Below are 24319 nucleotides of genomic sequence, written 5' to 3'. Positions count from 1 at the left end.
CTCATGAGTATCAATACATTAAATAACCCTCTGTCTGTGCTGGAAGTGGAACGCTACGCGTTGACACCTTACACCCAAGCGCACGCGATCACGCCGCATCTGCTGGATGAGCCAACCAAAAAAAGCCGTAAGGTGAAAAGTTCGATCCGTGAAGCGATTGTCGATCTTGGCTTAAAAGATGGCATGACCATCTCTTTCCACCATGCGTTTCGTGGCGGTGATAAAACCGTCAATCTGGTGATGGAGGTGATTGCTGAACTGGGGATTAAAAACCTCACGCTCGCCTCAAGCTCGCTCACGTCTTGTCACTCGCCTTTGATTGAACACATCAAAAACGGCGTAGTGAGCAAGATTTACACCTCAGGGATCCGCGGAGCGTTAGCCGACAGCATTTCTAACGGCCTGCTTGATGAACCAGTACATATTCACTCGCACGGTGGTCGTGTACATCTAATCCAAAGTGGTGAGCTGTACATCGACATGGCGTTTATTGGTGTGCCTTGTTGTGATGAGTTTGGTAACGCCAACGGTTTTAAAGGCAAATCCAATTGCGGTTCACTTGGCTATGCCAAAGTCGATGCCGAGCACGCTGAAAAAGTGGTGATGCTGACTGAAGCGATCGTCGGCTTCCCGAATTTCCCTGCATCTATTACTCAAGACCGTGTTGATGCGGTGGTGGAAGTGGCGGAAGTGGGCGATCCAAGCAAAATCGGTGGGGATGCCACGCGAATGACCACTAACCCGCGCGAGCTGCTCATTGCCAAACATGCCGCAGAAGTCATCGAACATTCGGGCTATTTCTATGATGGATTTTCGATGCAGACAGGCTCGGGTGGTGCATCGCTCGCGGTTGCGCGCTTTTTGAAAGAGAAGATGCTGCGCCAAGACATTCGCGCTTCTTTCGCCCTAGGTGGCATTACCGCAACCATGGTGGAAATGCATGAGCAGGGGCTGATTGATTATTTGCTCGATGTGCAGTGTTTCGATTCCGTGGCGGCGGGTTCGTTAGCGCGCAATCCGCATCATCTGGAAATTTCCGCTAACGAGTACGCCAACCCAAGCTCGAAAGGGGCGGCGGTGGATCGACTGGATGTGGTTATCCTAAGCGCACTGGAAATTGATACCCAGTTTAACGTCAACGTCATTACTGGATCTGATGGGGTAATTCGCGGCGCTTCTGGCGGCCACTGTGACACGGCGGCCGCGGCAAGTTTGTCCATCATTGTGGCGCCTTTGGTGCGTGGCCGCATTCCGACCGTGGTCGACAAAGTCACCAACGTCATCACACCAGGGTCCACCATCGATGTGCTGGTGACGGATCAAGGTATCGCGGTCAACCCGAGTCGTCCCGAGTTGAAAGAGCGTTTCATCGCGGCGCAACTGCCAGTGGTGGAGATTGAAGCGTTGCAACAGCGCGCCGAGTTGCTGACGGGCAAACCGCAAGCGTTGCAATTTGAAGACAAAACCGTTGCCTTTGTTCACTACCGTGACGGTTCGATCATTGATGTCATCAAACAGGTAAAAAGCCTATGAGTTACCATCCGGATCTTTCAGTCAGTCTGGACCAGTTACTTCTGCGTAAAGAAGTGCGGGTTCGGCAGCAAAGTGAGTGGCTAAAACGCCATTCACTGCCTCTGGTTTCTTTCACGGTTAACATGCCGGGCGCAGTAAAACTGTGCCCAGCGAGCCAAACCGTGATGGATGCAGGTATTCGTGCCATTCAAGAGCTCTGTCAGAAAACGGGCTGGCGGCAAGTGGCTTGTCAGTTGTTGGTGGAAAAAACCGGACCGGAAGCCTTTGTGGTGATTCAGGCTCCGTCAGCCAGCATGCTGAAAAAAGCCATGATGAAGATTGAACGCGAACACCCGCTGGGGCGACTGATGGATCTGGATGTACTTGATGTCGATGGACATATTATCTCGCGCCAAGGTGCGCAGCTGCCAAGACGGCGCTGCCTGCTGTGTGAACGAGATGCCGTGATCTGTGCTCGCTCGCGGCAGCACAGTGTCGAGGCTTTGCTGGCGAAAATTGAGGAGATGACTCATGACTATACCTGCTGCGCTTGATCTTCTGTTCGAACTCCCCAGCCAAGCCTCAACGGCTTGCGGCGAGAAAACCTTCAGCTTGCCCCGCTTAGTGGGGCATCTGGCCTACCATGCCATGATGTTGGAGGTGCATCTCACCCCTAAACCGGGTTTGGTGGATACCGCCAATAATGGTGCACACCGCGATATGGATCTCAACACTTTTATCGCCAGTGCCGAGGCGATTGCGCCATATCTACAATCTTTTGTCAGTGCAGGTTGGGAGTGTGCGGGAAATCCAGCCGCCCAGTTGTTGACTGCGTTGCGACCCATTGGCATAGAAGCTGAGCAAGCTATGTTTGCAGCGACTCAAGGGGTGAATACCCATAAAGGGATGATTTTTATTTTGGGGCTCATTTGTGGCTCGGTAGGATGGCTCAAAGCCAATCAACTCAAAATCGATGCGCAGCATATTGGCGAAACCATTCGTCAAGCGTGCCAGTTTTTGGTTATCGATGAGCTAAAAGCGAAGCGTGAATCGTCTCCTGAAACCGCAGGCGAGCGGATTTATCGCCAATACGGTTTAACCGGTGCACGTGGAGAAGCCGCTTCTGGCCTTGCGATGGTGATGCGACATGCGCTGCCAGCCTATCAAACCTGTTTAAACCAAGGGGCAAGCACCGAGCAAGCCTTGTGGCATACCTTATTGGTGCTGATGGCCAATAATAACGACAGTAACCTCGCCGCCCGGGGTGGCTTAGAAGGGCTACGTTTTGTGCAAGAACAAGCCCAGCAACTGCTCGGCAAAGGCGGTTTCTTGTATCAAGAAATCGAACAAGCTCTTACGGCGCTCGATAGTGCGCTGATTGAAAAACATTTAAGCCCCGGCGGTAGCGCAGATTTACTGGCCGCCACTTGGCTTATTAACGAGTTAGTGCAGCTATTTAAAGTGCGCCATTGATCTCTCTCGCTCATTTCTGAGCTACGCCCTGTTAAAAGCAGGGCGTTTTTGATCCCACTGAATATCCCACATGTTTTGCTGTACCCACTGGTTGGTTCCCTTACGCGCCCCTTTAGCTCGTGAGGGCTTTGCACTATAATTCGCCGGCATTTATCTCGGACAGCACCATGATTTCGAAAACCCAACTCAAATTAATTCGCGCTTTAGGGCAGAAGAAACAGCGCAAAGCGCACGGCTTATTTCTGGTTCAGGGCGAGAAAAACGTCCTAGAGCTGACCAACAGCACGCTGAACGTACAACACATTTTTGCGACCGCCGAGTTTCTCGCCGAGCACGCACAAGCCTTAGCCGGTTTCGAGAGTATTGAGGCAACCTTGGATGATTTAACCAAAGTCAGCACCTTGGTGAGCAACAACGCCGCGATTGCGGTGGTGGCGATCCCACATATTGAGGTGCCTAAAGCACAAGGGTTGATGATTGCGTTGGATGGCGTTTCCGATCCCGGTAATTTGGGCACCATTATTCGTGTGGCGGATTGGTATGGCATTTCGCACATCATCGCCAGCCAAGATTGCGCCGACCCGTATAACCCGAAAACCATCAGCGCCACGATGGGCAGTTTTGGCCGCGTGCAAGTCAGCCAAGTGGATTTACCTGACTACCTAGCCAAGGCGAATTTGCCAGTGTACGGTGCATTTTTGGAAGGGGTGAGCGTGCATCAAACCGCCTTTAAAGCGGAAGGAATTTTGCTGATGGGCAGTGAATCTCACGGTATTCGCGAGCAAGCGGCGCAGTACGTGACGGATAAGATCACCATACCAGCCTTTGGTGGAGCTGAATCACTCAATGTCGCGATGGCAACGGGGATCATTATCGATAATATTCGCCGTCAGCATAGTTAATACATTTACCTAAAACGAATATACCTAAAACAAAAAAGCGTCGGATCATCCGACGCTTTTTTCATCTCTAGGCTTTTTGTCTTAAGGCGCTATGGTCTTAAGGTAATGCGGTCTTAAGGGATTGCGCGCTCAAGCTCGCGGCTGGTTTTACTTCTCCAGCATATCCAGTTTGTTCGGCACACCATCCCACTTTGCGGCGTCTTCCATCGCCGGCTTCACTTCGGTCAGATTTGGCCAATGCTCCGCCAACTCGGCGTTGAGCTCGATAAAAATCCGTTGGTCACCCACCAATTCGTCTTCCTGAAAAATGGCTTGCGCGGTACATTCCGGCACACACAGCCCACAGTCGATGCACTCAATCGGGTTGATCACCATAAAGTTCGGCCCTTCATGGAACGCATCCGCGGGGCATACCGCCACACAGTCGGTGTATTTACATTGGATACAGTTATCGGTGACGACAAAAGCCATGACAATTCGCTCTATCTAGTTAGCCGTTTCGCACACCTACAGTGTACGCAAAAATCAAGAACGGGGATGATACTGCGCCGCCGCTAAAATTCAACCCAAGCCGTTTCGATGGTGGGCGTTTCCTGCCCGAATCTTAAGACAAAGCTTTTAATATGACAGTGGAGGCGAATTCTCGTAAAATGCGCGCCATTGTGAGCCGCCACGCCAGTGGTGAGGCTAAGACACCCATGACCCACGAGACATCCCATGATACGTTTAACTGAACTTAAGCTGCCTCTCAACCATGAGGAAGGCGCGCTGCTTGATGCCATTGCTGCCAAGTTGAAAATTCCTGCTCAGCAAGTCCTCTCTTTCACTCTGTTTAGACGTGGCTACGATGCTCGTAAAAAAAGCGATATCCAACTGATTTACACCGTTGATGTGGAAGTGGCGAACCCAGAAAAACTGCTCGCCAAGTTCAGCAAAGATCAGCACGTGCGCCCAACGCCGGATATGTCCTACAAATTTGTCGCCAAAGCACCTGAGAACCTACCTGAGCGTCCACTGGTGATTGGTTTTGGTCCTTGTGGCCTGTTTGCTGGCTTAGTGCTGGCGCAAATGGGCTTTAACCCGATCATCGTTGAGCGCGGCAAAGAGGTGCGTGAGCGTACCAAAGATACCTTCGGATTTTGGCGTAAGCGTACTTTGAATACCGAATCGAACGTGCAGTTTGGTGAAGGTGGTGCAGGTACGTTTTCCGATGGTAAGTTGTACAGCCAAGTGAAAGATCCTAACTTCTACGGCCGTAAAGTGATCACCGAGTTTGTTGAAGCGGGCGCGCCAGAAGAGATTTTGTATGTGAGTAAGCCGCACATCGGCACCTTTAAACTGGTGACCATGATTGAAAAAATGCGCGCGAAAATCATCGAATTGGGTGGTGAAATTCGTTTTAGCACCCGCGTTGACGATATCCACATGCAAGATGGGCAAATCACCGGCGTGACACTCTCCAACGGCGAAGAGATCCAATCTCGTCACGTGGTGCTCGCGGTCGGCCACAGTGCGCGTGATACCTTTGAGATGCTGCATGCGTGTGGTGTGTACATGGAAGCCAAGCCATTCTCAGTCGGTTTCCGCATTGAACACAAGCAATCCATGATTGATGAAGCGCGCTTTGGTCCAAGTGCGGGGCACCCGATTTTGGGCGCGGCAGACTACAAACTGGTACACCATTGTAAAAATGGCCGCACCGTGTACAGCTTCTGTATGTGTCCGGGTGGCACGGTAGTGGCAGCAACCTCTGAAGAAGGTCGAGTCGTCACCAACGGCATGAGCCAATATTCGCGTGCCGAACGTAACGCCAACAGCGCAATTGTGGTGGGCATTTCGCCAGAGCAAGATTACCCAGGCGATCCGCTGGCGGGCATTCGTCTGCAACGTGAACTGGAAGCTAACGCTTATAAACTGGGCGGCGAAACTTATGATGCGCCTGCGCAGAAAATCGGTGATTTCCTGAAAGGCCGTAACCCAAGTGAACTGGGCGATGTACAGCCTTCTTTCACTCCGGGCATCAAGCTTACCGACCTTTCCAAAGCGCTGCCTGCCTTTGCTGTAGAAGCGATTCGTGAAGCGATCCCTGAGTTTGATCGCCAAATCAAAGGCTTTGCTTCTGAAGATGGCTTGCTGACTGGCGTGGAAACGCGTACTTCATCTCCGGTGTGCATCAAGCGCGGCAAAGATTTCCAAAGCATCAACCTGAAAGGCTTCTACCCAGCCGGTGAAGGCGCCGGTTATGCGGGCGGCATTTTGTCAGCAGGGATTGACGGCATCAAAGTCGCGGAAGCAGTCGCACGCGACATGATGGCGCAGTTCGCAGGCGAGTAAGACTTACAAATAAAACTAAAGGGCTCAGTTGAGCCCTTTTTTGATCTTGATGGATTAAAGCGAAGCGATTACTTGCTGCGCAGAAAATCTTCCATCTTATGACCTGTGATGCTGGAAAGGCTTCTAAACAGATAGAACAGCGCGCCCATCATCAAAATCGTCACCGGCAGTGAAATCACCGGAAAGCTCAGCGCCGTCATTTTACCGATCTCTTCGTTAAACGCTTCCGTACCCGCAGGGCTTTTGACAATCCACTTTGCCAAGCCATAGTTGAGCACGGCTGAAACAAAAAACGAGAACGCAATCAGATAAGAGCTGACATTCAGCCGACGCTCAAATTCCGCCTTCTTCTCTGGCGTGCTTAACGCGCTGTGTAGCTTGTCGTGATCGACAATATCTTCATTGAGCAGCATTTTACGCACTAGCGGATAACCAATCAGATTACTGACCACCAGAATCACAAAAATCAGCCCCGGAATCGCCGCTTCTTTAATCGCAATATAAGCAGGGTCGAGTTGCAGCAGGCCAATGCCACCGGTGAGCAACACGCTAATCATGCCGAGCGCTGAGTAAAAATTGACTTTGCGCTCTTGAATAAAGCTGTAAACCCCAAACAGCAGGGGAAAGGCTAACGCGGCCACCAATGCCCACGTTGGGCCAAGGTTATCTTCACCGCTCATTTTGCTCAAAATCACCACTGGAATAACAATGTTGATCAGAACATTACTGAGTAAGCTTTGGTTGGATTTCATACAAACAACTTCCTAGTGATTGAGCGCACAGTATACGAATGAAGCGGTTTGACTCAAGCCCATTGATGGCGGCGGGTTGGGTTAATTGTAAGCAGGTGTTGGGCAGGTTTACGATAGAGGGAAAATCATCTAGTTCCATAATTCTTGGTTGATAAGCTGGTTGACTATGTTCAAACACAGTTGTTTATGAAAGCCACTCAGAGATAAGAATGGACATTGCTAAGCCAAAACATTGTGTGATTGATTTGGTATTCGTGGATCTGTTGCTGAATGAGTTAAGCTAGCGAGGCTAATGCGTAGAGATCATTGAAAACATGAGATAAATACAACCTAGCAGAAATGTAAAAACACAAAATGGATTAATGGAAAGGCGTAATATTAATCAATATTGATGTTAATTCAGCTTTGAGAATAAAGGAGTAGCATGCAACAAGTCGGAATTTATGAGCAGCTTATAACGCAGCTTATCGAGAGTCGCATTGACCGAGAGCGATTCTATGTCGGTGAACGTGAGCTCAATAGTAGTGAAGCATCGACGTGGTTATCTCGTTTCCTATCACACATTCTTGAGTATGCGATTGAGTCTGTCCCCTCAAGTGATGATCGTCTGCAACAGCAAATTGCTTTATCCAATCAATTGTTACTGTGGCTAAAAACACAAATTCAAGATAACGATTTTATCGAAGACAATTTGCTTGCCAGTCAGGGTAAAATTCTGACCGCGCTCTATGAGCTCGAAAATCCTGTCTCAGCCGATTTAAAAAATTATATTAACGACATTTTTCCGTTAACAGGCTTAAGCCAAAGCGAGCTGTTTTGTGGCAGTAATGCTGGATTGTCGCTTGAATCTGAATTGAAGCGAGAGATTCTGTCTGCGGATAAGATTTACTGGTTAGTGTCATTTATTAAGTGGGCAGGAATACGGATTTTTCGTAAAGAATTAGAAGAGTTTACGTCTAGTGGCCGCGAGCTAAAAATCATTACTACCTCATATATGGGGGCGACAGATGCTAAAGCGGTAGAATATCTGGCGAGCTTACCTAATACCGAAGTGAAGCTGAGTTACAACACTGAGCGTGAACGTTTACATGCAAAGAGCTATCTATTTTTACGCAACACGGGTTATCACACTGGTTATATCGGATCTTCCAATCTTTCCCATTCGGCGTTAACCAATGGCTTAGAGTGGAATTTAAAAATTACTTCGCAAGAAATCCCACACATTATCAATAAATCATTGAGCACCTTTGAAACCTATTGGGCTTCTCATGATTTTGAACATTTCAATGGTGATGCGAAAAGCAGTGAAAAGCTCAAAAAAGCCTTGAACCAGCAGCGCAGAGATTTTGAGGCTAGTCCCACGCATTTCTTTGATATTTCGCCGTTTCCGCACCAGAGTGACATATTGGAGCAATTGGCTGTAGAGCGTAGTGTTCACCAACGATTTCGCAATTTAGTGGTTGCGGCAACTGGCACCGGAAAAACCTTGATTTCAGCTTTTGATTTTGCTCGTTTTATTAAAGCAAAGCCGCAAGCTAATTTCTTGTTTGTCGCTCACCGAGAAGAAATATTAAAACAAGCCAGATCTGCGTATCGTGGGGTATTGCGTAATGGTGCATTTGGTGAACTTTGGGTTGGCGGACATACCCCAGAGCACTATCGACAACTGTTTGTTTCTATCCAAACCATGAACAATCAGCTGGATCAGCTTAATCTAACCGCTGACTATTATGACTACATTGTGATTGATGAGGTGCATCATATTGCTGCGACTAGCTATCGCGCGCTGCTGGAGCATTTTTCCCCCAATATATTGCTCGGCTTGACTGCAACACCAGAGCGTCATGATGGCGGTGATATTTTAGCGGACTTTGGTGGTGTGATTGCCGCTGAGATCCGTTTGCCGGAAGCCATTAATCGTCGTCACCTTTGCCCATTTCAGTATTTTGGTATCGATGATGATACCGACCTTCGTACCATTCCTTGGAGCCGTGGACGCTATGATATTGGGCAACTAACCAACCTTTATACTCACAACCAAGTTCGTTTTAACAAAATCTTACTCAGTATGCAGGAAATCCTGACAGATATTAGCAAAATGAAAGCGCTAGCTTTTTGTGTGAGTAAAGAGCATGCCCAGTACATGACGCAGCAACTCTTATTAAAAGGCATTAAAACGGATGTGTTGACCAGTGATAACTCCCACGAGCGGCAACAAAAGCAGCAGGCCATTCGTTCTGGCGACATAAACGTGCTTTGTGTGGTCGATATCTTCAATGAAGGTGTCGATATTCCCGAAGTCGATACGTTATTGTTTTTGCGCCCGACAGAAAGCCTCACGATTTTCTTGCAACAGCTTGGCCGAGGTTTGCGTTTAGCTGACGGAAAAGAGTGCTGTACCGTGTTGGATTTTGTTGGCAATTCACGCCCTGAATATGATTTTGCCAATAAATTTAGGGCTTTAGTGGGTAAAAGTCATCGCGCGATCAGTGAAGAGATTAAACAAGGGTTCCCCCACGCGCCACTGGGTTGCCGCATTGAGTTGAGTAAGCGCACTCAAGAAATGGTACTGAGCAATATTCGTCAAGCCTCATTAACGTTGAAACGCCTAGTCGCGATGATCCGCCAATATCCTCAGCATTCCACACTGCCGTTAACGTTGTCGAATTTCTTAACTTTAAATCCTCACATCGACTTGAATGAGCTTTATAAGCGAGGGAGTTGGTCGCAGCTAGTTCAGCAAGCTAAAGATGAAATCAACGAAAATTCAGTTGAAGAAGAACTGTTGAAAATGCTTAGAAAGTCCATTCATAACCGAATTTTAACCTGCGATGATCATGCCTATTTAAGTTTCTTAAAACAGCTTTGCCATAACAACTTCGCAATAGAAGATTCGAGTCATCGTTATGCTTTGATGTGTCATTACGATTTCTGGCAGAAAACGGGACCTGAATGTTGTTTTGATTCGATTGAGCAGAGCTTAGCAAAACTGAATGCCTGCGAGTTAAAAGCAGAACTATTGGACGTTGTTAACTGGCAGAACGCTCAAATCAAGCATGAACAACCAGCAATGCAGGCTTTGCCTGAGGTTTCATTGAGGCTGCATGCGCGTTATGCACGTGAGCAAATATTGGTAGCATTTGGTGCGACCACGTTTGAGCTCCAGCCGCCAGCACGCGAAGGTGTGTTTGTGCTCAAGGATCAAAATATTGAACTGATGTTTGTCACTTTAGACAAAAATGAAAAGCAATTTTCGCCAACCACTATGTATCACGATTACGCGATAAACGAACACCTCTTTCACTGGCAGTCGCAAAACAGTGCAAGACCTGATAGAGGGCGCGGTTTGGAGTACATCCTGCATCAAACAATGAGTAAGCGTCTGTTTTTATTTGTGCGTGAACGAACCAAAGATGAATACGGTCGCACTATGGGTTTTGTTAATTATGGTGAAGTGGACTATGTATCGCATACAGGTTCACAACCGATGAGCATTACTTGGCAGTTGAGAGAGCCTATGCCTCACTTTATGTGGCAACAAGCGGCTAAGTTAGCTATCGGATAACTGTCATATTGATTGAGTCATTGATTAGAATTACCAAACGAGGTTCATCCAAGTTCAAATATCATTTAGATCAAGATGAGCAAAATAGCTTGTCGGATTCATTTCAAAAGCAAATTTCTGATTGGTATCACTCGGTCAGTCAAGCGCTCAAATACCCACTCTGGCGCGAAGTTGGAGAGTTAGCCGGCGGTGTGCAATTGGCAGTGAGATCGCTTGCTTATGTTTTTTTGCAATGATGGGTACACCAGACTAACACGATAAAATCAGTGTACCTTTTAGTGTACCTAAAAATCAAAGCTGTCATGGAATAGCCATAAATGCTAAGTGATTGATTTTTTGATGTTTCAGATAAGAAAAAAGACGTCCGGAGACGTCTTTAAACTATGATTTGGTGGGCTGGGGGCGTTGAAGTGGTTTATCATTTTTCATAAATTCAGTGACTTATATCGATGTTACCAATTTGGTGTTGCATAGGATGTTACATCAATTTCCTGCTTCAAAAGGAACTGAACCCGCGTCCATGTATTCCTAAATCATTTAAAAATGCTAGCTTGTTATCGCAATTCAATCTAAATAAATAGAGCTGACATGGAGCAATTTACCCATCCTCACCATCCATTAAGAGCGATTTTAACGCATCGGGAGAAGAAGGCAGTAGCCCGATTTTTAAGCTAAATGGTTTGAATACCTTGTTGAGAATCTCTGTATTGTAGCTGCCCCGATCATTCTCTATGTCTGAGAGTGTTTTTCTTGAGACATCGACAAGTCTTGCGAATACATCCTGTTTGAGTCCCAGTATATTAATGCGTAGACTTTTCAGCGCTTGGCCCTGTGTTAGCTCTCCAAGCAACAAGTGTCTGATGATTTTGTTTGCCTCGGTTTTGCGCTCTGCTGCACTTACTGCTTTGGCGTTTTTTGAGGCTTTCGATCTCGTTGGAGTATCGAGTGGTGTTTGCTCTTTGATCGAATGAGTTGCATTCTTCCCAACCTTGGGCTGCTGTTGATTTCGGTTTGCTCTTAGACGAGCTATCGTATCTTGTACGGACTCTTTATTGCTTGGCTTCATAGTAGCCCCCATTTAGTGAGCTTTTCTGATAAATAATTAAGTCCAACGGCTGGCATCTCCAAGATTTGTTCTGGTACTCCTCGTAAAGCGAGTCTCTGCTTTAGGCCTACGCATTTACTTGCAGTAATTGCTAGCTCTTTTAATAACACTTCCTTTGGCACCAGATCAGATAAGGTGTCTGCAATGCCGACAAAGTCGTAAGTTCCACCAACCTCTAGTGGGGCTTTCCATTTTGTTGTTCTTGGAATTCCTGCAGGATCGGCTTTCATTGGTGCGAAATCGTAAATGGGAGCAAGCTTTATGACTCCATCACCCTTTAAGAATGAAGTATTTCTGCCATGGTTATCACTATTACCAAACAAGATGTTGAGTAGATCTCTCTTCACCCATTCAATAACGAAAGCTTGGGTATCGAACCTATACCCTTGGTGTTTAACCATATTACTTTCAGTAATTTTTTCTATGAGAGTTCGGATTGTTGTTTCGTGATCAAGAGTGACCCCAGCGCCTTTGTTCAAAATGGAATACACAGATTCCATGCCAAATCTCTCTATTTGTTGATCAATAATTTGAACATCAAATCGAGGAAGCCATAAGGAAGGGTAGTTTAATCCTTCCTCCAAGCGCATACCGTCGGTGGAGATCGTTTCAACTCCCATTTCAGTTAGCTCGTGGTAGAAGTAGAACTCAGCTCTTAGAATATTACAGTCGATGGTGCTTCTTGAGCCTCTAGGGTACTTTACTAAGTAATGTAAGTCGTGGTTGCTATTGTCATCTTGGTATGGATCAATCCATATTTTTTCGCTGCCAGATCCATGATCGAAACTACATCGGAGGATCAGTTTTGGCGCTTCACCTCCAGCCCCAGTTGCACCACCTGCGGCTGCCCCTCTTTGTTGTGCGTAGTCGAGGAAATCACCAGCTCGATTTTTAACATCATCAACAGAGAAGTAGAGGTTGTCTGCGACTTCGTAGCGTTCAGGAAGGGAGTCTTTTATTCTTAAGTTACCAATAGGCGACATCGTGCCAAACTTGAGCAAAACATAGTCTTGTTCATCAGAACTAAGATCTTCAATATCTAGGTGTTTGACCCAGTATCGTCTACTAGCGCCACTAGGCATAATATCGTCTAGAAACTTTAACCATCTAGGCTTACCCATGTCATCAAAAAAGAATGAGACAGGGTGGTTTAGTGAAACAGCGTGAAAGTCATCTTTATCGTAATGTTCTAGCGCATAGTCGCTGAGGTAGTTGAGTTCAGTCACTCGGAAATTATGTTGGCTACTTTTAGGGAATGAGATGATACCAATATCTATCCATTCACCTCTGATAAAAGCTTGTACGGTTAGCTCTTCCATCGACAACACCTCTACTTATCAATGAGTAAAACTTTACTCTTAAAGCCATTTTATTTCAAGTTGTGAGTAAAAAATTACTCATTAATGTGTATGGATACTATTTATGAGTAAATTATTACTCATGACTTGTGAGTCAAAATTTGTTGATGAACAGGATGGATTGTTTTAGCTATGTAAAGCTGCGATAGGGAGCGGGGCGTTAATTGTTTGTTCAGTGATGCAGGTTGTTCGTAATAAATGAACAGTTGCCTTAAATGAACAAAGTGAATGAGGAGATTGAGAATGGCTGCTACATACAAAAATACAGTTTATACACTTTAATGCGCGTAAAAGTGTTGCTGGCTGTGCAGATAGATGATGAATCTGTTCATAATTCCTAGTGCCTTATTCACAAGGTGATCAATACCTTCAGCGACATGTTGGCGCATTTCTCTTGTTTTCTCTCTCGCAGATGCGAGAGTAATGTCAGGAAAAGCACCAAGGCTGATGTTCTTGCGTTTTTTAGTTACTGGGTGGATGTAGTTGAAAATCCAAAGTTTTGCGCCATTCGGCTTTATACGTAAGTACAGACCGTTGCCATCGGCAAGCGAATATTCTTTTTCTAAGGGCTTAGCTTTGGTTACTTGAGTTGGTGATAAGGGCTTGATTTGCTTAGCCATTTTAATGGTTCCTTTCTGATGTAACACCAATTTGTGTTGTTATTGGTTAGTGTTACGCAGAATGTTACTAAATGACTGAGATTAAGTGAATCTCGATGAGACGCCCTGAACCACTTAAAGCTAGATAGGACAAGGGTTTAGAAAAGAAAACGGGACGTCCTGAGACGTCCCGTTACTAGTGATTGGTGGAGCTGGGGGGAGTTGAACCCCCGTCCGAAAACCATTCATCTTTGGTACTACATGCTTAGTCGATCTTTAATTTCACCACCGCCTGCGAACCGACACGCTAACGAATGGCTAACCTGAATTGGATCTCGCGCTTCATCCCTCAGGTGGGGGAATCCACGCCAGCTTGATTTGGTTTGACCTTCCTGATTTCCCCGTCTTACAAGCGGAAGCTAGGGAGGAAGGGCTCTGAGCAGGGTATTAAGCTGCTAGTGCGTAGTTTTCGTCGTTTGCGACTATTTTTTTGCGGTTTGTTAACGAGGCCTACCGCACCTCGGCATGCACCTCAGACTGCAAAATTCCCGTCGAATCCTGAATCAGCCCCAGAGGTAACGGGTGCATAGTACCAGAATAAGTGCTTCTGTCTAGCTCCCATTTTTCAAGTGGTTACTATTAGCGCAACGCGCTCTTCATCACTCGATCTTTTTGGCGTTGCCACTCTTTTTCTTTCAGATCTTCACGTTTGTCGTGCAGTTTCTTACCTTTCGCAACGCCAATTTTGATTTTGACCCACGAACGAGACCAGTAGAGTGACAATGCGGTTAGTGTCATCCCTTCACGGTTGATACGGCCAAACAGGTTGTCCAGCTCGCGGCGTGAAAGTAGCAGCTTGCGGATACGGGTAGGGTTGGCTACCACGTGAGTGGAGGCTTGCTGCAACGGAATGATAGTCATACCGGAAATGAACGCTTCGCCATCTTTGATGTAGACGTAGCTTTCTGCAATGTTGGCTTTACCTTGGCGAAGTGATTTGACTTCCCAGCCTTGTAGCTCCATGCCAGCTTCAAATTCATCTTCGATGAAGTATTCGTGGCGAGCTTTTTTGTTCAGCGCGATAGTGTTGCTACCCGCTTTGGTATTGGTTTTCTTTTTTGTCATAGTGGGCGCATTATACGGATTGGTCAGCGGTTAGGAAACGCTTTTGTTTGCCGTAGCATACGGTTATCTGCGCGATGACTCAAGCGCTGTATTGTGTTGTGCGAGCCTGATGGCTTGAGGTGCTGGGGGGATGAAAGTACAATCCGTTTTCCCAAGCTGTTTGAGTCGTGGTAAGGAGTGAAAATGAAACAAGTGAGTCGTTCTGCCTTGGTCTCGTTTAGTGCAGAGCAGATGTTTCATTTGGTCAATGATGTGGCGCGCTATCCTGAGTTTTTGCCCGGTTGTTCGGGTTCTCGTGTGCTGGAGCAGAGTGAGGCACATATGGTGGCATCGGTGGATGTTTCAAAAGCGGGGATCAGTAAGACGTTTACCACTTCGAATCAATTGACGCCCGGGGTGTCGATTGCCATGAGCTTGGTGGATGGGCCTTTTAAAACGCTACGCGGTGGATGGTTTTTCACTCCGTTGGATGAAGCCGCGTGTAAAGTTGAGCTGCGTTTGGAGTTTGAGTTTTCCAGCAAGATGATTGAGTTGGCGTTTGGCAAAATTTTTAATGAATTGACCGGCAATATGGTGAATGCGTTTACTCGCCGAGCAAAACAGGTGTATGGAGAGTGATGATGAGCAGTGAAATGATTCATGTTGAAGTGGTGTATGCGTTACCGCATGAGCAGCGTGTACTCAAGCTGGTGGTTGAGCAATCGGCAACGGTGGAAGAGATCATCCGTACCTCAGGCATTTTGCAGATGTATCCTGAGATTGATCTGACGGTCAATAAGGTGGGCATTTTCAGCCGGAATGTGAAGTTGGATGCTAAGGTGCGAGATAAAGATCGGATTGAGATTTATCGCCCATTATTGGCTGACCCGAAAGAGATTCGCCGTAAGCGTGCGGAACAAGCCAAAGCTGCTGCTAATCAAAGTTAATGTGACGGCTGAAGAATCAACACCAAAAAAAGAAAAGGCTTGTGAAAGCCTTTTCTTTTTTAATCAGCAAAGTGCGCTTAGTTGACGCCTTCGAAGAAAGAATCGCCAGCAGGGAAATCTCCCGCGACATTCACGAGCTTGCCACCATCGTTAAATTTCACGATCAGGTTCTTTTGTACCGGATCGTTATGGCCTTGGGTGTGGTGGTAAATGTAATACCAAGTATCTGGGTAGCCATTTTCAACCAACATAGGTGAGCCGAGAACAAAACGAACTTGATCTTTGCTCATGCCAAACTTGAGCTGATCAACGGATTGTTGATCAACATAGTTACCCTGATTGATATCGATTCGATACACCAAGCGCTCTAATAAAGAGCAGCCGGATAAGGCGGTGACGGCAAGGGGAAGGGCGATGAACCACTTAGTAAACTGCATTGTTAAAACTCTCTGTCCCTCAGGGCTAAAAACTTGGCTGATAATAAACAAGCTCAGAGCAGATGTAAAAACCTCGATCGTGCTCTGAGCCTATTGAGACTGTGAATTTTGAGTTTGGTTGCAAAGCTGAACAAAAAATCCAGTGATGCGATATGAAATTAGGCTGCGATTAATAGCTCTTTAGCATTCGCGAGCGTGGATTCGGTAATTTGGCTCCCTCCGAGTAAGCGTGCCAGTTCAGCAATGCGCTGTTCCTGATCCAATTTGAGCATTTGCGTTTCGGTTTTGCCTGCTTTGGTCTGTTTGGCGACAAACAGTTGATGGTGTCCACAACCTGCCACTTGTGGTAAGTGGGTGACACACAGTACTTGAGTCGACTCGCCCAACTTACGTAACAGTTTACCGACCACGGCTGCTGTTGGCCCTGAAATACCCACGTCAACTTCATCGAAAATCAGGCTTGGAGTATCGACCTTCTGCGCAGTAATCACTTGGATCGCCAATGACATACGTGATAGTTCACCACCAGAGGCCACTTTGGCGATGGGTTGCAGCGGTTGACCCGGGTTCGTCGAGACTAAGAAAGTCACGGCATCAAAACCTAATGGCGATGAGTGCGCGCTGTCTTGCAGCACTTCGATTTTGAATTGCGCTTTTTCCATGCTCAGCTCATGCATGCTTTGGCTAATCAATTTATCCAATTCTTTGGCATAGCGAACACGAGATTTGTGCAGTTTGTCAGCGGCCGCAACAAAGGTTTGGTAGAGCACGTCGACTTCACTCGCGAGTGCTGACATTTTCTCGTCAGAACAATCTAGCTGAGCAATTTGCTGCAAGAGCGCTTGGTGATGCTGATACAGCTCTTCTGGCAGTACATGATGTTTACGCGCGAGCGACATTACTTTCGAGTAGCGCTCTTCTACATACGCCATGCGTTCAGGGTCGACATCAATCGAATCCAAATAGTTGCGTAGTTCATGGTAAGTCTCTTCAAGCTGAATCAGCGCCTCGGCCACCATAGAAGGGAGCGCTGTCAGTTTGCTATCCATTTCAGCCAGATCAATCAGCGTATGGCTAACACTTTGTAAAAGGCCTAAGGCGTTTACTTCTTCCCCTTCATTGAGCAGTTCAATCGCGCGTTGGCAGTTGAGTGCCAGATCGCCGCTATTGGCTAAGCGTTTATGCTCTTGTTCTAGCTCGACAAACTCATCCTCACCGAGAGCCAATTCGTTGAGCTCTTTGATTTGGTATTCTAAAAGTTGTAACTGTGCCTGATTTTGTTGGCTATTTTCGCGCAGCTGTTTGAGTTGATTGCTCGCTTGACGCCAATTTTGATAGGCGTGACGCGTGGCTTTGAGCAAGTCTGCATGACCTGCGTATTGATCAAGCATGCTGAGTTGATATTCCGGTTTCATCAGTTGCTGATGTGCGTGTTGACCATGCACATTGATCAGCAGTTGCCCCAATGTTTTGAGTTGAGAGAGCGGAACTGGGCTGCCATTAATAAAGGCTTTAGAGCGCCCATCTTTGGTGATGATTCGGCGCAGAATGCACTCTTTGCCTTCAAGCAGTTCATTATCTTCTAACCAACGGCTGGCGAGCAGATTGTTATCCAGATGAAAGGCGGCGCTGACTTCGGTTTTATCTTCACCTTGACGCACCATGCTGGCTTCGGCTCGACCACCGAGACATAAACCTAAAGCATCAATCGCAATGGATTTACCAGCACCAGTTTCACCGGTGATGGTGGTCATTCCTTTTGATAATTCGAGTTGTAGTGACTTTACGATAGCGAAGTTATTGATACTTAAGTGAGCCAGCATGTTTGCACCTGTATGATTAACCAATACTGTATGTTTAAACAGTTTATACTGTTTCTTTATACAGTAAAGTCACTCAGGTAAAATTTTTTGGTCACTTTTACGCTCTATGAGCAAAATCTGTGAACGAAATCAAAACAGTTTGCTCGACCAGCCAAGCTTAGTGCGCAGTACGTGGTAGTAACTGTAGTCTTGAGGGTGGATAAGTTTCAGCACATTGGGGCTTTGATAGATGTGGATTTCATCACCAGGCGACACAGGTAATGAGACTTGTCCATCACAGCTCACTTCTTGAGTGCCGCGGTTTTCAGGGGAAACCACCAGTTTAATGCGTTGATTTCCGCCCACCACTAATGGGCGGCAGGAGAGGGTATGCGGAAACATAGGCACTAAAGTAATGGCATTCAGGCTTGGCGAGAGGATCGGGCCTCCGCCGGAAAGTGAATAAGCAGTCGAGCCGGTTGGGGTTGAGACAATTAACCCATCGGAGCGCTGAGAGAAAGCAAAGTTATCATCAATATAGACTTCAAATTCAATCATATGCGCTATTTTTCCTGGATGAAGCACGGCTTCATTCAAGGCGGCATTATGGCTTTTCACTTGACCGTGGCGATGGATTTCCGCTTCAAGCAAAAAGCGAGTTTCTTGCAAATAGTGACCATCCAACACTTCTTGTAAGCGCTGTTGGAAATCTTCTGGGTTTAAATCGGTCAAAAAGCCTAAATTGCCACGATTAACCCCGATCACACTGATATCAAAGCGGGACAACACGCGCGCAGCACCAAGCATGTTGCCATCGCCACCGACCACAATCGCCAAATCGGCTTTTTTGCCCAGTTCAATCAGGCTTGCAAAATGTTCGGTGGGTAAATCGGTCAGAATTTCCCGTAAACGATCATCGATAAACACGGTATATCCGAGCGATCTTAGCCAGTGGTAAATCTCTTTATGAGTTTGAATGGCTTGTTGATCGCGCGGTTTTCCAATGATGGCAAGAACGTTGAACGGCTTTTTCATAAGGTTTCCAACCGATTTAGGCTTGAATCAGAATTCATCGTCCCCATAATAAGGGCAAGTTGTGCTTTTATGCGAATTTTTGTGTTGGGAAATCGACGATTAGACGATTTCTCCTGACCAGTATGAAGTGAATTTTGGAGATATCATGAGCAACGAAGAGATCAAGAACAAAGACGAGCAGCTGCAACAAGACGCGGTTGAGACTGAAGCTGAAGTTGTAGGAACAGATGCCGATATCGACTGGAACCAAGCCGCTGACGAAATCGATGAGAAAGAAGCGAAAATTGCTCAGTTAGAAGCGGCGCTGCTTGTGAGCGAAGAGCGCGTGAAAGAGCAGCAAGACAGCGTACTGCGTGCCCGCGCGGAAGTCGAAAACATGCGTCGCCGTAGCGAGCAGGAAGTGGATAAAGCACGTAAATTTGCGCTGAGCCGCTTTGCTGAAGAGCTGCTGCCAGTGATTGATAACCTTGAGCGTGCGATTCAAGCCGCCGATGGTGAAGTTGAAGCGATCAAACCTCTGCTGGAAGGTGTAGAACTGACGCACAAAACTTTCGTTGATACGATTGCTAAGTTCGGCTTGAAAGAGATTAACCCGCACGGTGAAGCGTTTAACCCTGAATTCCACCAAGCGATGTCGATTCAAGAAAGCGCCGAGTATGAGCCAAATACGGTGATGTTTGTGATGCAAAAAGGCTATGAACTGAATGGCCGCGTATTGCGCCCTGCCATGGTGATGGTGTCTAAGTAAGTTCAATCTTGTTCTGTACACGGATTTTGGCGAACATGTGGCCATGCTTCATGGTGGTTTGGCAAAATCGTTGAATCCTTCTTTTAAAAATTAAGGGCTTACGTAAATGTAAGCCCTTTGTTTTTTCAGCCATTTAATTTGTTAATTAGGCGTACCCAAACCGAACAAGCTGTCGCAAGGGGTATGGCTTAAATTAATGTTGATGATCTTCTTTAGTTGTTCCAAGCCAAGTGATAGAACCAGGAACAAAGCTCAATTGATGCTCTTTGATACTTGGTGTTGAGCTGACGGTCACCTCTAACAAGGTACTGTTGGCTGGGTTTGTAACGATAATATTACCTGTACGTTTATCCTCCGCTAGCTGGATGCGTTGTCCGTTGGCGAGCGTTGGTACTGTGTCCCATAATTTGATGCTGTGGATCTGAGTGAAATTAGTCGCGGCATTAAACACTTTCAGTGCACCGGTAGAGCTGACGATGATGAGCTTATCCTGGGTTGCATAGTAAGCTAGGGATCTTTCATCCGCGGATGATTTCCACGTTACCTCTTTGAGTTGACCTTGAGAGAGATAAAATGCTTGAAGTTTAGAGGTAACAAATAGCAGTTGGTCAGCGGAAGGGAAGCCGATTACGGTTCCAATGCGAGTGTCTACTTCCAAACTTGCTGGGTTCGGCAGTTTGGTAAATTGCGGTGTAGTGTCTGGATTATTCACTATCATCACGCCATCATCACATCCAAAACCTAAGTAGGTTTTTGCTTGCGCACTGCCGTGCAGCTCAGGGCAGAGATCAGTGGCTGCGCTCAATTCATGGAAATGATCGCCATGTAATTCAAGTGCCACCACTTTATTCGGCAGAGGTTCCGGGGTGGTGCTGTCGACAATCCCAGTAAAAACATGGTCACCAAAAATCTGCGCTGTACCGTGAACCGGATAATCGAATGTGTAACGCGCCACTTGAGTTGCGTTGGCTATCGTCGCATCGGTTAGAACACTGAAACTGGCATTTTGTGTCTGATTTCCATCCCAAAAGAGCGCCACACTACTACTTGCAAGATCATAATGTGTAGGTTTCGGTCCTTGATAATTGCTAGAAAGTAATACCGGCGGTTGGGAGTGTACGTGGAAGTGATCGCCATGTGCTTCGGCGTAGATACCGCCATCAATGATTTCGACTAAATCGAAATTTCGTTGAAGGGCTAAAGCGTAGCGACCATCAGGGCTGGTTTTTAGTCCCGACGGTTTATTTTGTATCGTAAATTGTGCCAACGTATCGAGAGTTGAACCATCCATCACATAAATGCTGTTGGTATTGAATTCGTTGATGGCGAATCGACTCATGTTTATCTTTTTCTCTACAACGGGTGCAGATACTGCCCCTGAGCCGGGTTTTGTTGCTTGTGTTGCATCTACACTATTACTTCCCTCTTGGCATCCGCCAATTGCGGCCAGAGTTATGAGCCAAATCGGCATGTGTTGCATCTTTTGCATTGGGCTAAATTTCATCGAGTATTCCTTTCTGTTAGTTAAATAACTATTCATCAAGTTGATATGTATCATGATTGACATAGTGTCATGTTATAACATAACATTCTGTCTCTTCAATATATTTGTTAATGATTATCATTTGTTCTAGAGGGTTTTATGAAGGGTTTACAAATCAGTAAGTTATTGGCCGCATCACTAGGTGTTATCTTGGCTAATCCAACTCTGGCGCAAAATAGTTTAGATATAGGTGTCGTACTTGATGGAAGCTATCAAAATGAGGCTCGCCATTGGGGATCCCGTGATGAAGGTTTTGCTCTTGGCCATTCAGAGTTGGTACTAAGTAGCAATATTGATCATCATTTTAAAGGTCAATTAGTGTCCGTATTGGCAAGCCATGGCGGTGAGACAGAATTAGAACTTGAAGAAGCTTGGATAGAAACACTGAGTTTGCCTTTCGGGGCAAAATTGAAAGCGGGGCGCATGCTTTCTAACATTGGGTATTTAAATAGTAAACATATGCATGAAGATGCTTTTGTGGAGCGGCCTGCCGTATACCGCGCGTTACTTGGCGGACATTATTTTGATGATGGCGTGCAACTAAGTTGGTTGCTGCCTACAGATTTTTATTTACAAACCAGTTTTGAGATATTAAGCGGTAAGTCGATTGATGCAGGGTATAAGGATCCGGTTACTCTCGGTGTTTATACAGCGAATCTACAGATAGGTGCAGATCTCGGTGTTGAACACAGCTGGCGTTGGGGATCAGTTCTCTCTACAATGCGAATGGGCGACAATTCTCCGCTGAGCATACCCACGCTGCACACAGGCATGCTCATGATCATGTCCATGATCACGCCGGACATTCACATGGCCCTTCATTCACTGGGCGAAACCTCTACGGTACGGATTTCACCTGGAAATGGGCACCGGAAGGGAATTATCGCCAAAGTAACGTTAGGGCTACCAGTGAATTCTGGTATCTAGACAATCGATTTGATGAACAAATGTCAAAAGCCCCTGGAGCGGAGCAAAATGCTCATGGTTGGTATGCTGAACTGGCTTACCAATTTTTACCGAGTTGGACAGTGAGCACTCGTTATGGAGAAATGCGTACAGTAGATGGCGATGTACATGCGCATATTGATCATTTCCATGGTGAGTTTTCTCGTGATGACCTCAAGGAATTGGATTTGGCGCTCGATTGGCATGCCTCCCATTTTGGTCGCGTACGTGGCCAAGTGACTTACGAAAAACAAATTCATCGCGATGAGACACTATTTAGTTTGCAATACGTCATGTCTTTTGGAGCTCATCATGCGCATGCGTTTTAACTGGCTAAGTGTATTTGCCCTATTCAGTTTTCCTAGCGTAGCTAGCCTAAATGTCTTTGTTTGTCAGCCTGATTGGGAGGATTTGGTTCGCCAGCATGCGCCAAGCGCGCAAATCTACTCCGCGACGACAGCGATGCAAGATCCGCACTACATTCAAGCGAGGCCATCATTGATCGCGAAGATGCGCAGCGCCGATTTGGTCGTCTGCTCGGGGGCTGAACTTGAAATTGGCTGGCTGCCTGAATTGCAAAGACAAAGCCGCAACCCCAAAGTGCAACCGGGGCAAGCGGGTTTATTTTGGGTGAGTGACTACGTGGATGTGCTTGATAAACATGAGCATGTCGACCGCGCGATGGGCGATGTTCATGCACACGGTAATCCTCATGTACAGTTTGCTGTCGCCGATATGCCAGACATATCGCATGCGTTGGCCAAGCGTTTGTCGGAGATCGACCCTGAAAACCAGGCTTTGTATCAAGGCATGGGCTTGCGCTTTCGTGCAGATTGGCAAAAGCGAGTCTCTGCATGGCGTGAACAGGGCAAGGCATTACAAGGTATGCGAGTGGTTGGGTACCACCAAACCCACCGTTATCTGTACGCTTGGTTGGGTGTTGAACAAGTTGCAGATTTGGAGCCAAAGCCAGGGTTACCCCCTACAATGGCACACCTGAATGAACTCGCTCGGACGGATTTTAGTCAAGTCAGTGGCATTGTGTATTCGAGCCATCAGCCAGTTGATGCCGCGAATTGGTTGGCTCAGCGCAGTCAGTTACCGATTGTTCAACTCGCTCAGAGCGTAGGGGGCAGAGAGAATACCGACAGCTTAGTCGAATTGATCGATGACAGCATTGCCCAGTTACTCAAGTTGAGAGCGGAGCCATGACCGAGTATAGCTGGCTGATCGCGCCTATTACGATTGGCCTTTTTGCACTGGTTAGCAACATCATTTTGGGGCGGCAAGTGCTACTTCGTGGCGTGGTGTTTATTGACCTTGCAATGGCTCAAGTCGCCGCGTTAGCTATGGTCTTGGTTGAACTGTACACCGGCTTAGAAATCAACGTCTTTATCAAACTGATTGCATCGTATTTGCTTACCCTTCCGACCGCTTTACTGTTGGTGTACTTAGAACGCCACCTTGCTGCACATTTAGAAGCCTTGATCGGGCTGCTGTATGTGGTTGCAGCTTGCTTGGCGGTCAATCTCATCAGTACTCAGGCGCATGGTAAGGAATTAATTGATTCCTTGCTCAATGGCAGGCTGCTGTGGGCGGATACTCGAGACATATGGCCTGTGGTCGTTGTGACGATTATTTTGTGTTGGGTCAATTGGCAAAAGAGTGCTTGGCTAACCGGGCCGGCATTCTATGTATTATTTGCACTTGCGATTCCCCCGTTGGTGATTAGCCTAGGCGTCTACCTTGAGTTTGCTGCGTTAATCATGCCAGCCTTGTTTGCGCTGCTGTTTAAGCCTAGCCAATACTGGTGGGCTGCTTTCGGGATTGGATTGACGGGCGGCGCTATCGGATTTTTCACCTCGTTATGGTGGGATTATCCGCTTGGACCCAGTGTGGTGATTGCGATGGCAAGTTTTGGTATTTTGGGAGCCCTCTGCTATTGGCGCTTGGCGGTGGTTAAACGACCTTATTTTTGCGTTAAGCAATAATTAAACATTCATCCACACATTGTGACGTTCAATTTCAGTCACCTTGTTGAATTTATGATGATTAGCGAAGCCGATTGGCTTCGCTTTTTTATGCCTTAAAACATAATAAATTTGAATTTTTTTCACTTTTACCCTTGAAATGGCTTTTGAAGACCTTATTTAAGGGG

Annotated in this window: 22 protein-coding genes, 1 other RNA gene and 1 pseudogene; 13 read left to right on the top strand and 11 right to left on the bottom strand. The window is 46.7% G+C overall.

The window, feature by feature from the left end; translation table 11 throughout:
* Positions 1-3: 3 nt before the first annotated feature.
* The 4 genes from citF (at position 4) to CEQ48_RS14740 (ending at position 3887) form a co-directional block, all read left to right on the top strand.
* Positions 4-1533 (top strand): citrate lyase subunit alpha, encoded by a 1530-nt coding sequence (gene citF / locus CEQ48_RS14755; RefSeq protein WP_000026592.1) that lies wholly within the window; start codon positions 4-6, stop codon positions 1531-1533.
* Positions 1530-2066, top strand: a complete 537-nt coding sequence (gene citX / locus CEQ48_RS14750) for a citrate lyase holo-[acyl-carrier protein] synthase (RefSeq protein WP_055027517.1) — start codon at positions 1530-1532, stop codon at positions 2064-2066. Before citF ends, citX begins: the two co-directional genes overlap by 4 nt.
* A complete protein-coding gene (citG, locus tag CEQ48_RS14745) occupies positions 2044-2985 on the top strand; it encodes a triphosphoribosyl-dephospho-CoA synthase CitG (RefSeq protein WP_055027516.1) in 942 nt (313 codons plus the stop codon). The genes citX and citG overlap by 23 nt, the downstream gene beginning before the upstream one ends.
* Before the next feature lie 167 nt (positions 2986-3152).
* A complete protein-coding gene (locus tag CEQ48_RS14740; RefSeq protein ID WP_198301169.1) occupies positions 3153-3887 on the top strand; it encodes an RNA methyltransferase in 735 nt (244 codons plus the stop codon).
* Positions 3888-4034: 147 nt separating this feature from the next.
* Here the strand turns inward: CEQ48_RS14740 and fdxA are convergent, their stop codons facing one another.
* Entirely contained in the window at positions 4035-4358 is a 324-nt protein-coding gene (fdxA, locus tag CEQ48_RS14735; RefSeq protein WP_000896327.1) for a ferredoxin FdxA, read from the bottom strand.
* A 246-nt stretch (positions 4359-4604) separates the two neighbouring features.
* Between fdxA and CEQ48_RS14730 the strand changes: the two genes are divergently transcribed.
* Positions 4605-6221, top strand: a complete 1617-nt coding sequence (locus tag CEQ48_RS14730; RefSeq protein WP_089071764.1) for an NAD(P)/FAD-dependent oxidoreductase — start codon at positions 4605-4607, stop codon at positions 6219-6221.
* A gap of 68 nt (positions 6222-6289) precedes the next feature.
* Here CEQ48_RS14730 and CEQ48_RS14725 read toward each other — a convergent pair whose 3' ends face one another.
* A complete protein-coding gene (locus tag CEQ48_RS14725) occupies positions 6290-6973 on the bottom strand; it encodes a VC0807 family protein (RefSeq protein WP_089071763.1) in 684 nt (227 codons plus the stop codon).
* Between the two features lie 424 nt (positions 6974-7397).
* Here CEQ48_RS14725 and CEQ48_RS14715 point away from each other — a divergent pair, with 424 nt between their 5' ends.
* Positions 7398-10538 (top strand): DEAD/DEAH box helicase, encoded by a 3141-nt coding sequence (locus tag CEQ48_RS14715; protein WP_089071761.1) that lies wholly within the window; start codon positions 7398-7400, stop codon positions 10536-10538.
* A gap of 598 nt (positions 10539-11136) precedes the next feature.
* Here the strand turns inward: CEQ48_RS14715 and CEQ48_RS14705 are convergent.
* The 5 genes and pseudogenes from CEQ48_RS14705 to smpB all read right to left on the bottom strand — a co-directional run bounded on the left by CEQ48_RS14705 (position 11137) and on the right by smpB (position 14725).
* Positions 11137-11604, bottom strand: coding sequence for a helix-turn-helix transcriptional regulator (locus tag CEQ48_RS14705; protein ID WP_198301168.1), 468 nt, complete (start codon positions 11602-11604; stop codon positions 11137-11139).
* On the bottom strand, positions 11601-12962 hold the full coding sequence (locus CEQ48_RS14700) for a type II toxin-antitoxin system HipA family toxin (protein WP_198301167.1): 1362 nt from the start codon (positions 12960-12962) through the stop codon (positions 11601-11603). Before CEQ48_RS14700 ends, CEQ48_RS14705 begins: the two co-directional genes overlap by 4 nt.
* A 398-nt stretch (positions 12963-13360) precedes the next feature.
* Positions 13361-13621, bottom strand: a pseudogene (locus tag CEQ48_RS14690) (Arm DNA-binding domain-containing protein); the annotation flags it as partial.
* A 183-nt stretch (positions 13622-13804) separates the two neighbouring features.
* Positions 13805-14171, bottom strand: a transfer-messenger RNA (tmRNA) gene (gene ssrA / locus CEQ48_RS14685).
* Between the two features lie 68 nt (positions 14172-14239).
* A complete protein-coding gene (gene smpB / locus CEQ48_RS14680; RefSeq protein ID WP_000162689.1) occupies positions 14240-14725 on the bottom strand; it encodes an SsrA-binding protein SmpB in 486 nt (161 codons plus the stop codon).
* 183 nt (positions 14726-14908) lie between these two features.
* Between smpB and CEQ48_RS14675 the strand changes: the two genes are divergently transcribed.
* Both CEQ48_RS14675 and CEQ48_RS14670 read left to right on the top strand, forming a co-directional pair.
* Positions 14909-15343 (top strand): SRPBCC family protein, encoded by a 435-nt coding sequence (locus CEQ48_RS14675; protein ID WP_089071757.1) that lies wholly within the window; start codon positions 14909-14911, stop codon positions 15341-15343.
* A 2-nt stretch (positions 15344-15345) separates the two neighbouring features.
* A complete protein-coding gene (locus CEQ48_RS14670) occupies positions 15346-15651 on the top strand; it encodes an RnfH family protein (protein ID WP_001929603.1) in 306 nt (101 codons plus the stop codon).
* Positions 15652-15728: 77 nt separating this feature from the next.
* On the opposite strand, the gene bamE is transcribed toward CEQ48_RS14670, so the two are convergent.
* From bamE to nadK, 3 genes are all read right to left on the bottom strand, one after another.
* The gene (gene bamE, locus CEQ48_RS14665) at positions 15729-16088 is read right to left on the bottom strand and encodes an outer membrane protein assembly factor BamE (protein WP_001160907.1); all 360 of its coding nucleotides are present in this window, start codon (positions 16086-16088) and stop codon (positions 15729-15731) included.
* Between the two features lie 158 nt (positions 16089-16246).
* A complete protein-coding gene (recN, locus tag CEQ48_RS14660; RefSeq protein WP_000879550.1) occupies positions 16247-17911 on the bottom strand; it encodes a DNA repair protein RecN in 1665 nt (554 codons plus the stop codon).
* Positions 17912-18040: 129 nt separating this feature from the next.
* Entirely contained in the window at positions 18041-18925 is an 885-nt protein-coding gene (gene nadK / locus CEQ48_RS14655; protein ID WP_000742830.1) for an NAD(+) kinase, read from the bottom strand.
* Between the two features lie 145 nt (positions 18926-19070).
* Between nadK and grpE the strand changes: the two genes are divergently transcribed.
* Positions 19071-19673: a nucleotide exchange factor GrpE gene (gene grpE, locus CEQ48_RS14650; protein WP_089071756.1), complete on the top strand. Its 603-nt coding sequence runs from the start codon at positions 19071-19073 to the stop codon at positions 19671-19673.
* Positions 19674-19866: 193 nt separating this feature from the next.
* Here the strand turns inward: grpE and CEQ48_RS14645 are convergent, their stop codons facing one another.
* A complete protein-coding gene (locus CEQ48_RS14645) occupies positions 19867-21177 on the bottom strand; it encodes a hypothetical protein (protein WP_089071755.1) in 1311 nt (436 codons plus the stop codon).
* Between the two features lie 138 nt (positions 21178-21315).
* Between CEQ48_RS14645 and CEQ48_RS14640 the strand changes: the two genes are divergently transcribed.
* The 4 genes from CEQ48_RS14640 to CEQ48_RS14630 are packed head-to-tail and all read left to right on the top strand — an operon-like array spanning position 21316 to position 24152.
* Positions 21316-22143 (top strand): hypothetical protein, encoded by an 828-nt coding sequence (locus CEQ48_RS14640; RefSeq protein ID WP_232477855.1) that lies wholly within the window; start codon positions 21316-21318, stop codon positions 22141-22143.
* A gap of 20 nt (positions 22144-22163) precedes the next feature.
* Positions 22164-22490: a hypothetical protein gene (locus CEQ48_RS20425; RefSeq protein ID WP_232477854.1), complete on the top strand. Its 327-nt coding sequence runs from the start codon at positions 22164-22166 to the stop codon at positions 22488-22490.
* A complete protein-coding gene (locus CEQ48_RS14635; protein WP_089071754.1) occupies positions 22474-23373 on the top strand; it encodes a metal ABC transporter solute-binding protein, Zn/Mn family in 900 nt (299 codons plus the stop codon). Before CEQ48_RS20425 ends, CEQ48_RS14635 begins: the two co-directional genes overlap by 17 nt.
* Entirely contained in the window at positions 23370-24152 is a 783-nt protein-coding gene (locus tag CEQ48_RS14630; RefSeq protein ID WP_089071753.1) for a metal ABC transporter permease, read from the top strand. The genes CEQ48_RS14635 and CEQ48_RS14630 overlap by 4 nt, the downstream gene beginning before the upstream one ends.
* Positions 24153-24319: the final 167 nt, after the last annotated feature.

Source organism: Vibrio tarriae, from assembly GCF_002216685.1.
In the GTDB taxonomy this organism is placed as follows: Bacteria; Pseudomonadota; Gammaproteobacteria; order Enterobacterales; family Vibrionaceae; genus Vibrio; species Vibrio tarriae.
This window is presented reverse-complemented; position numbering and strand designations above follow the sequence as displayed.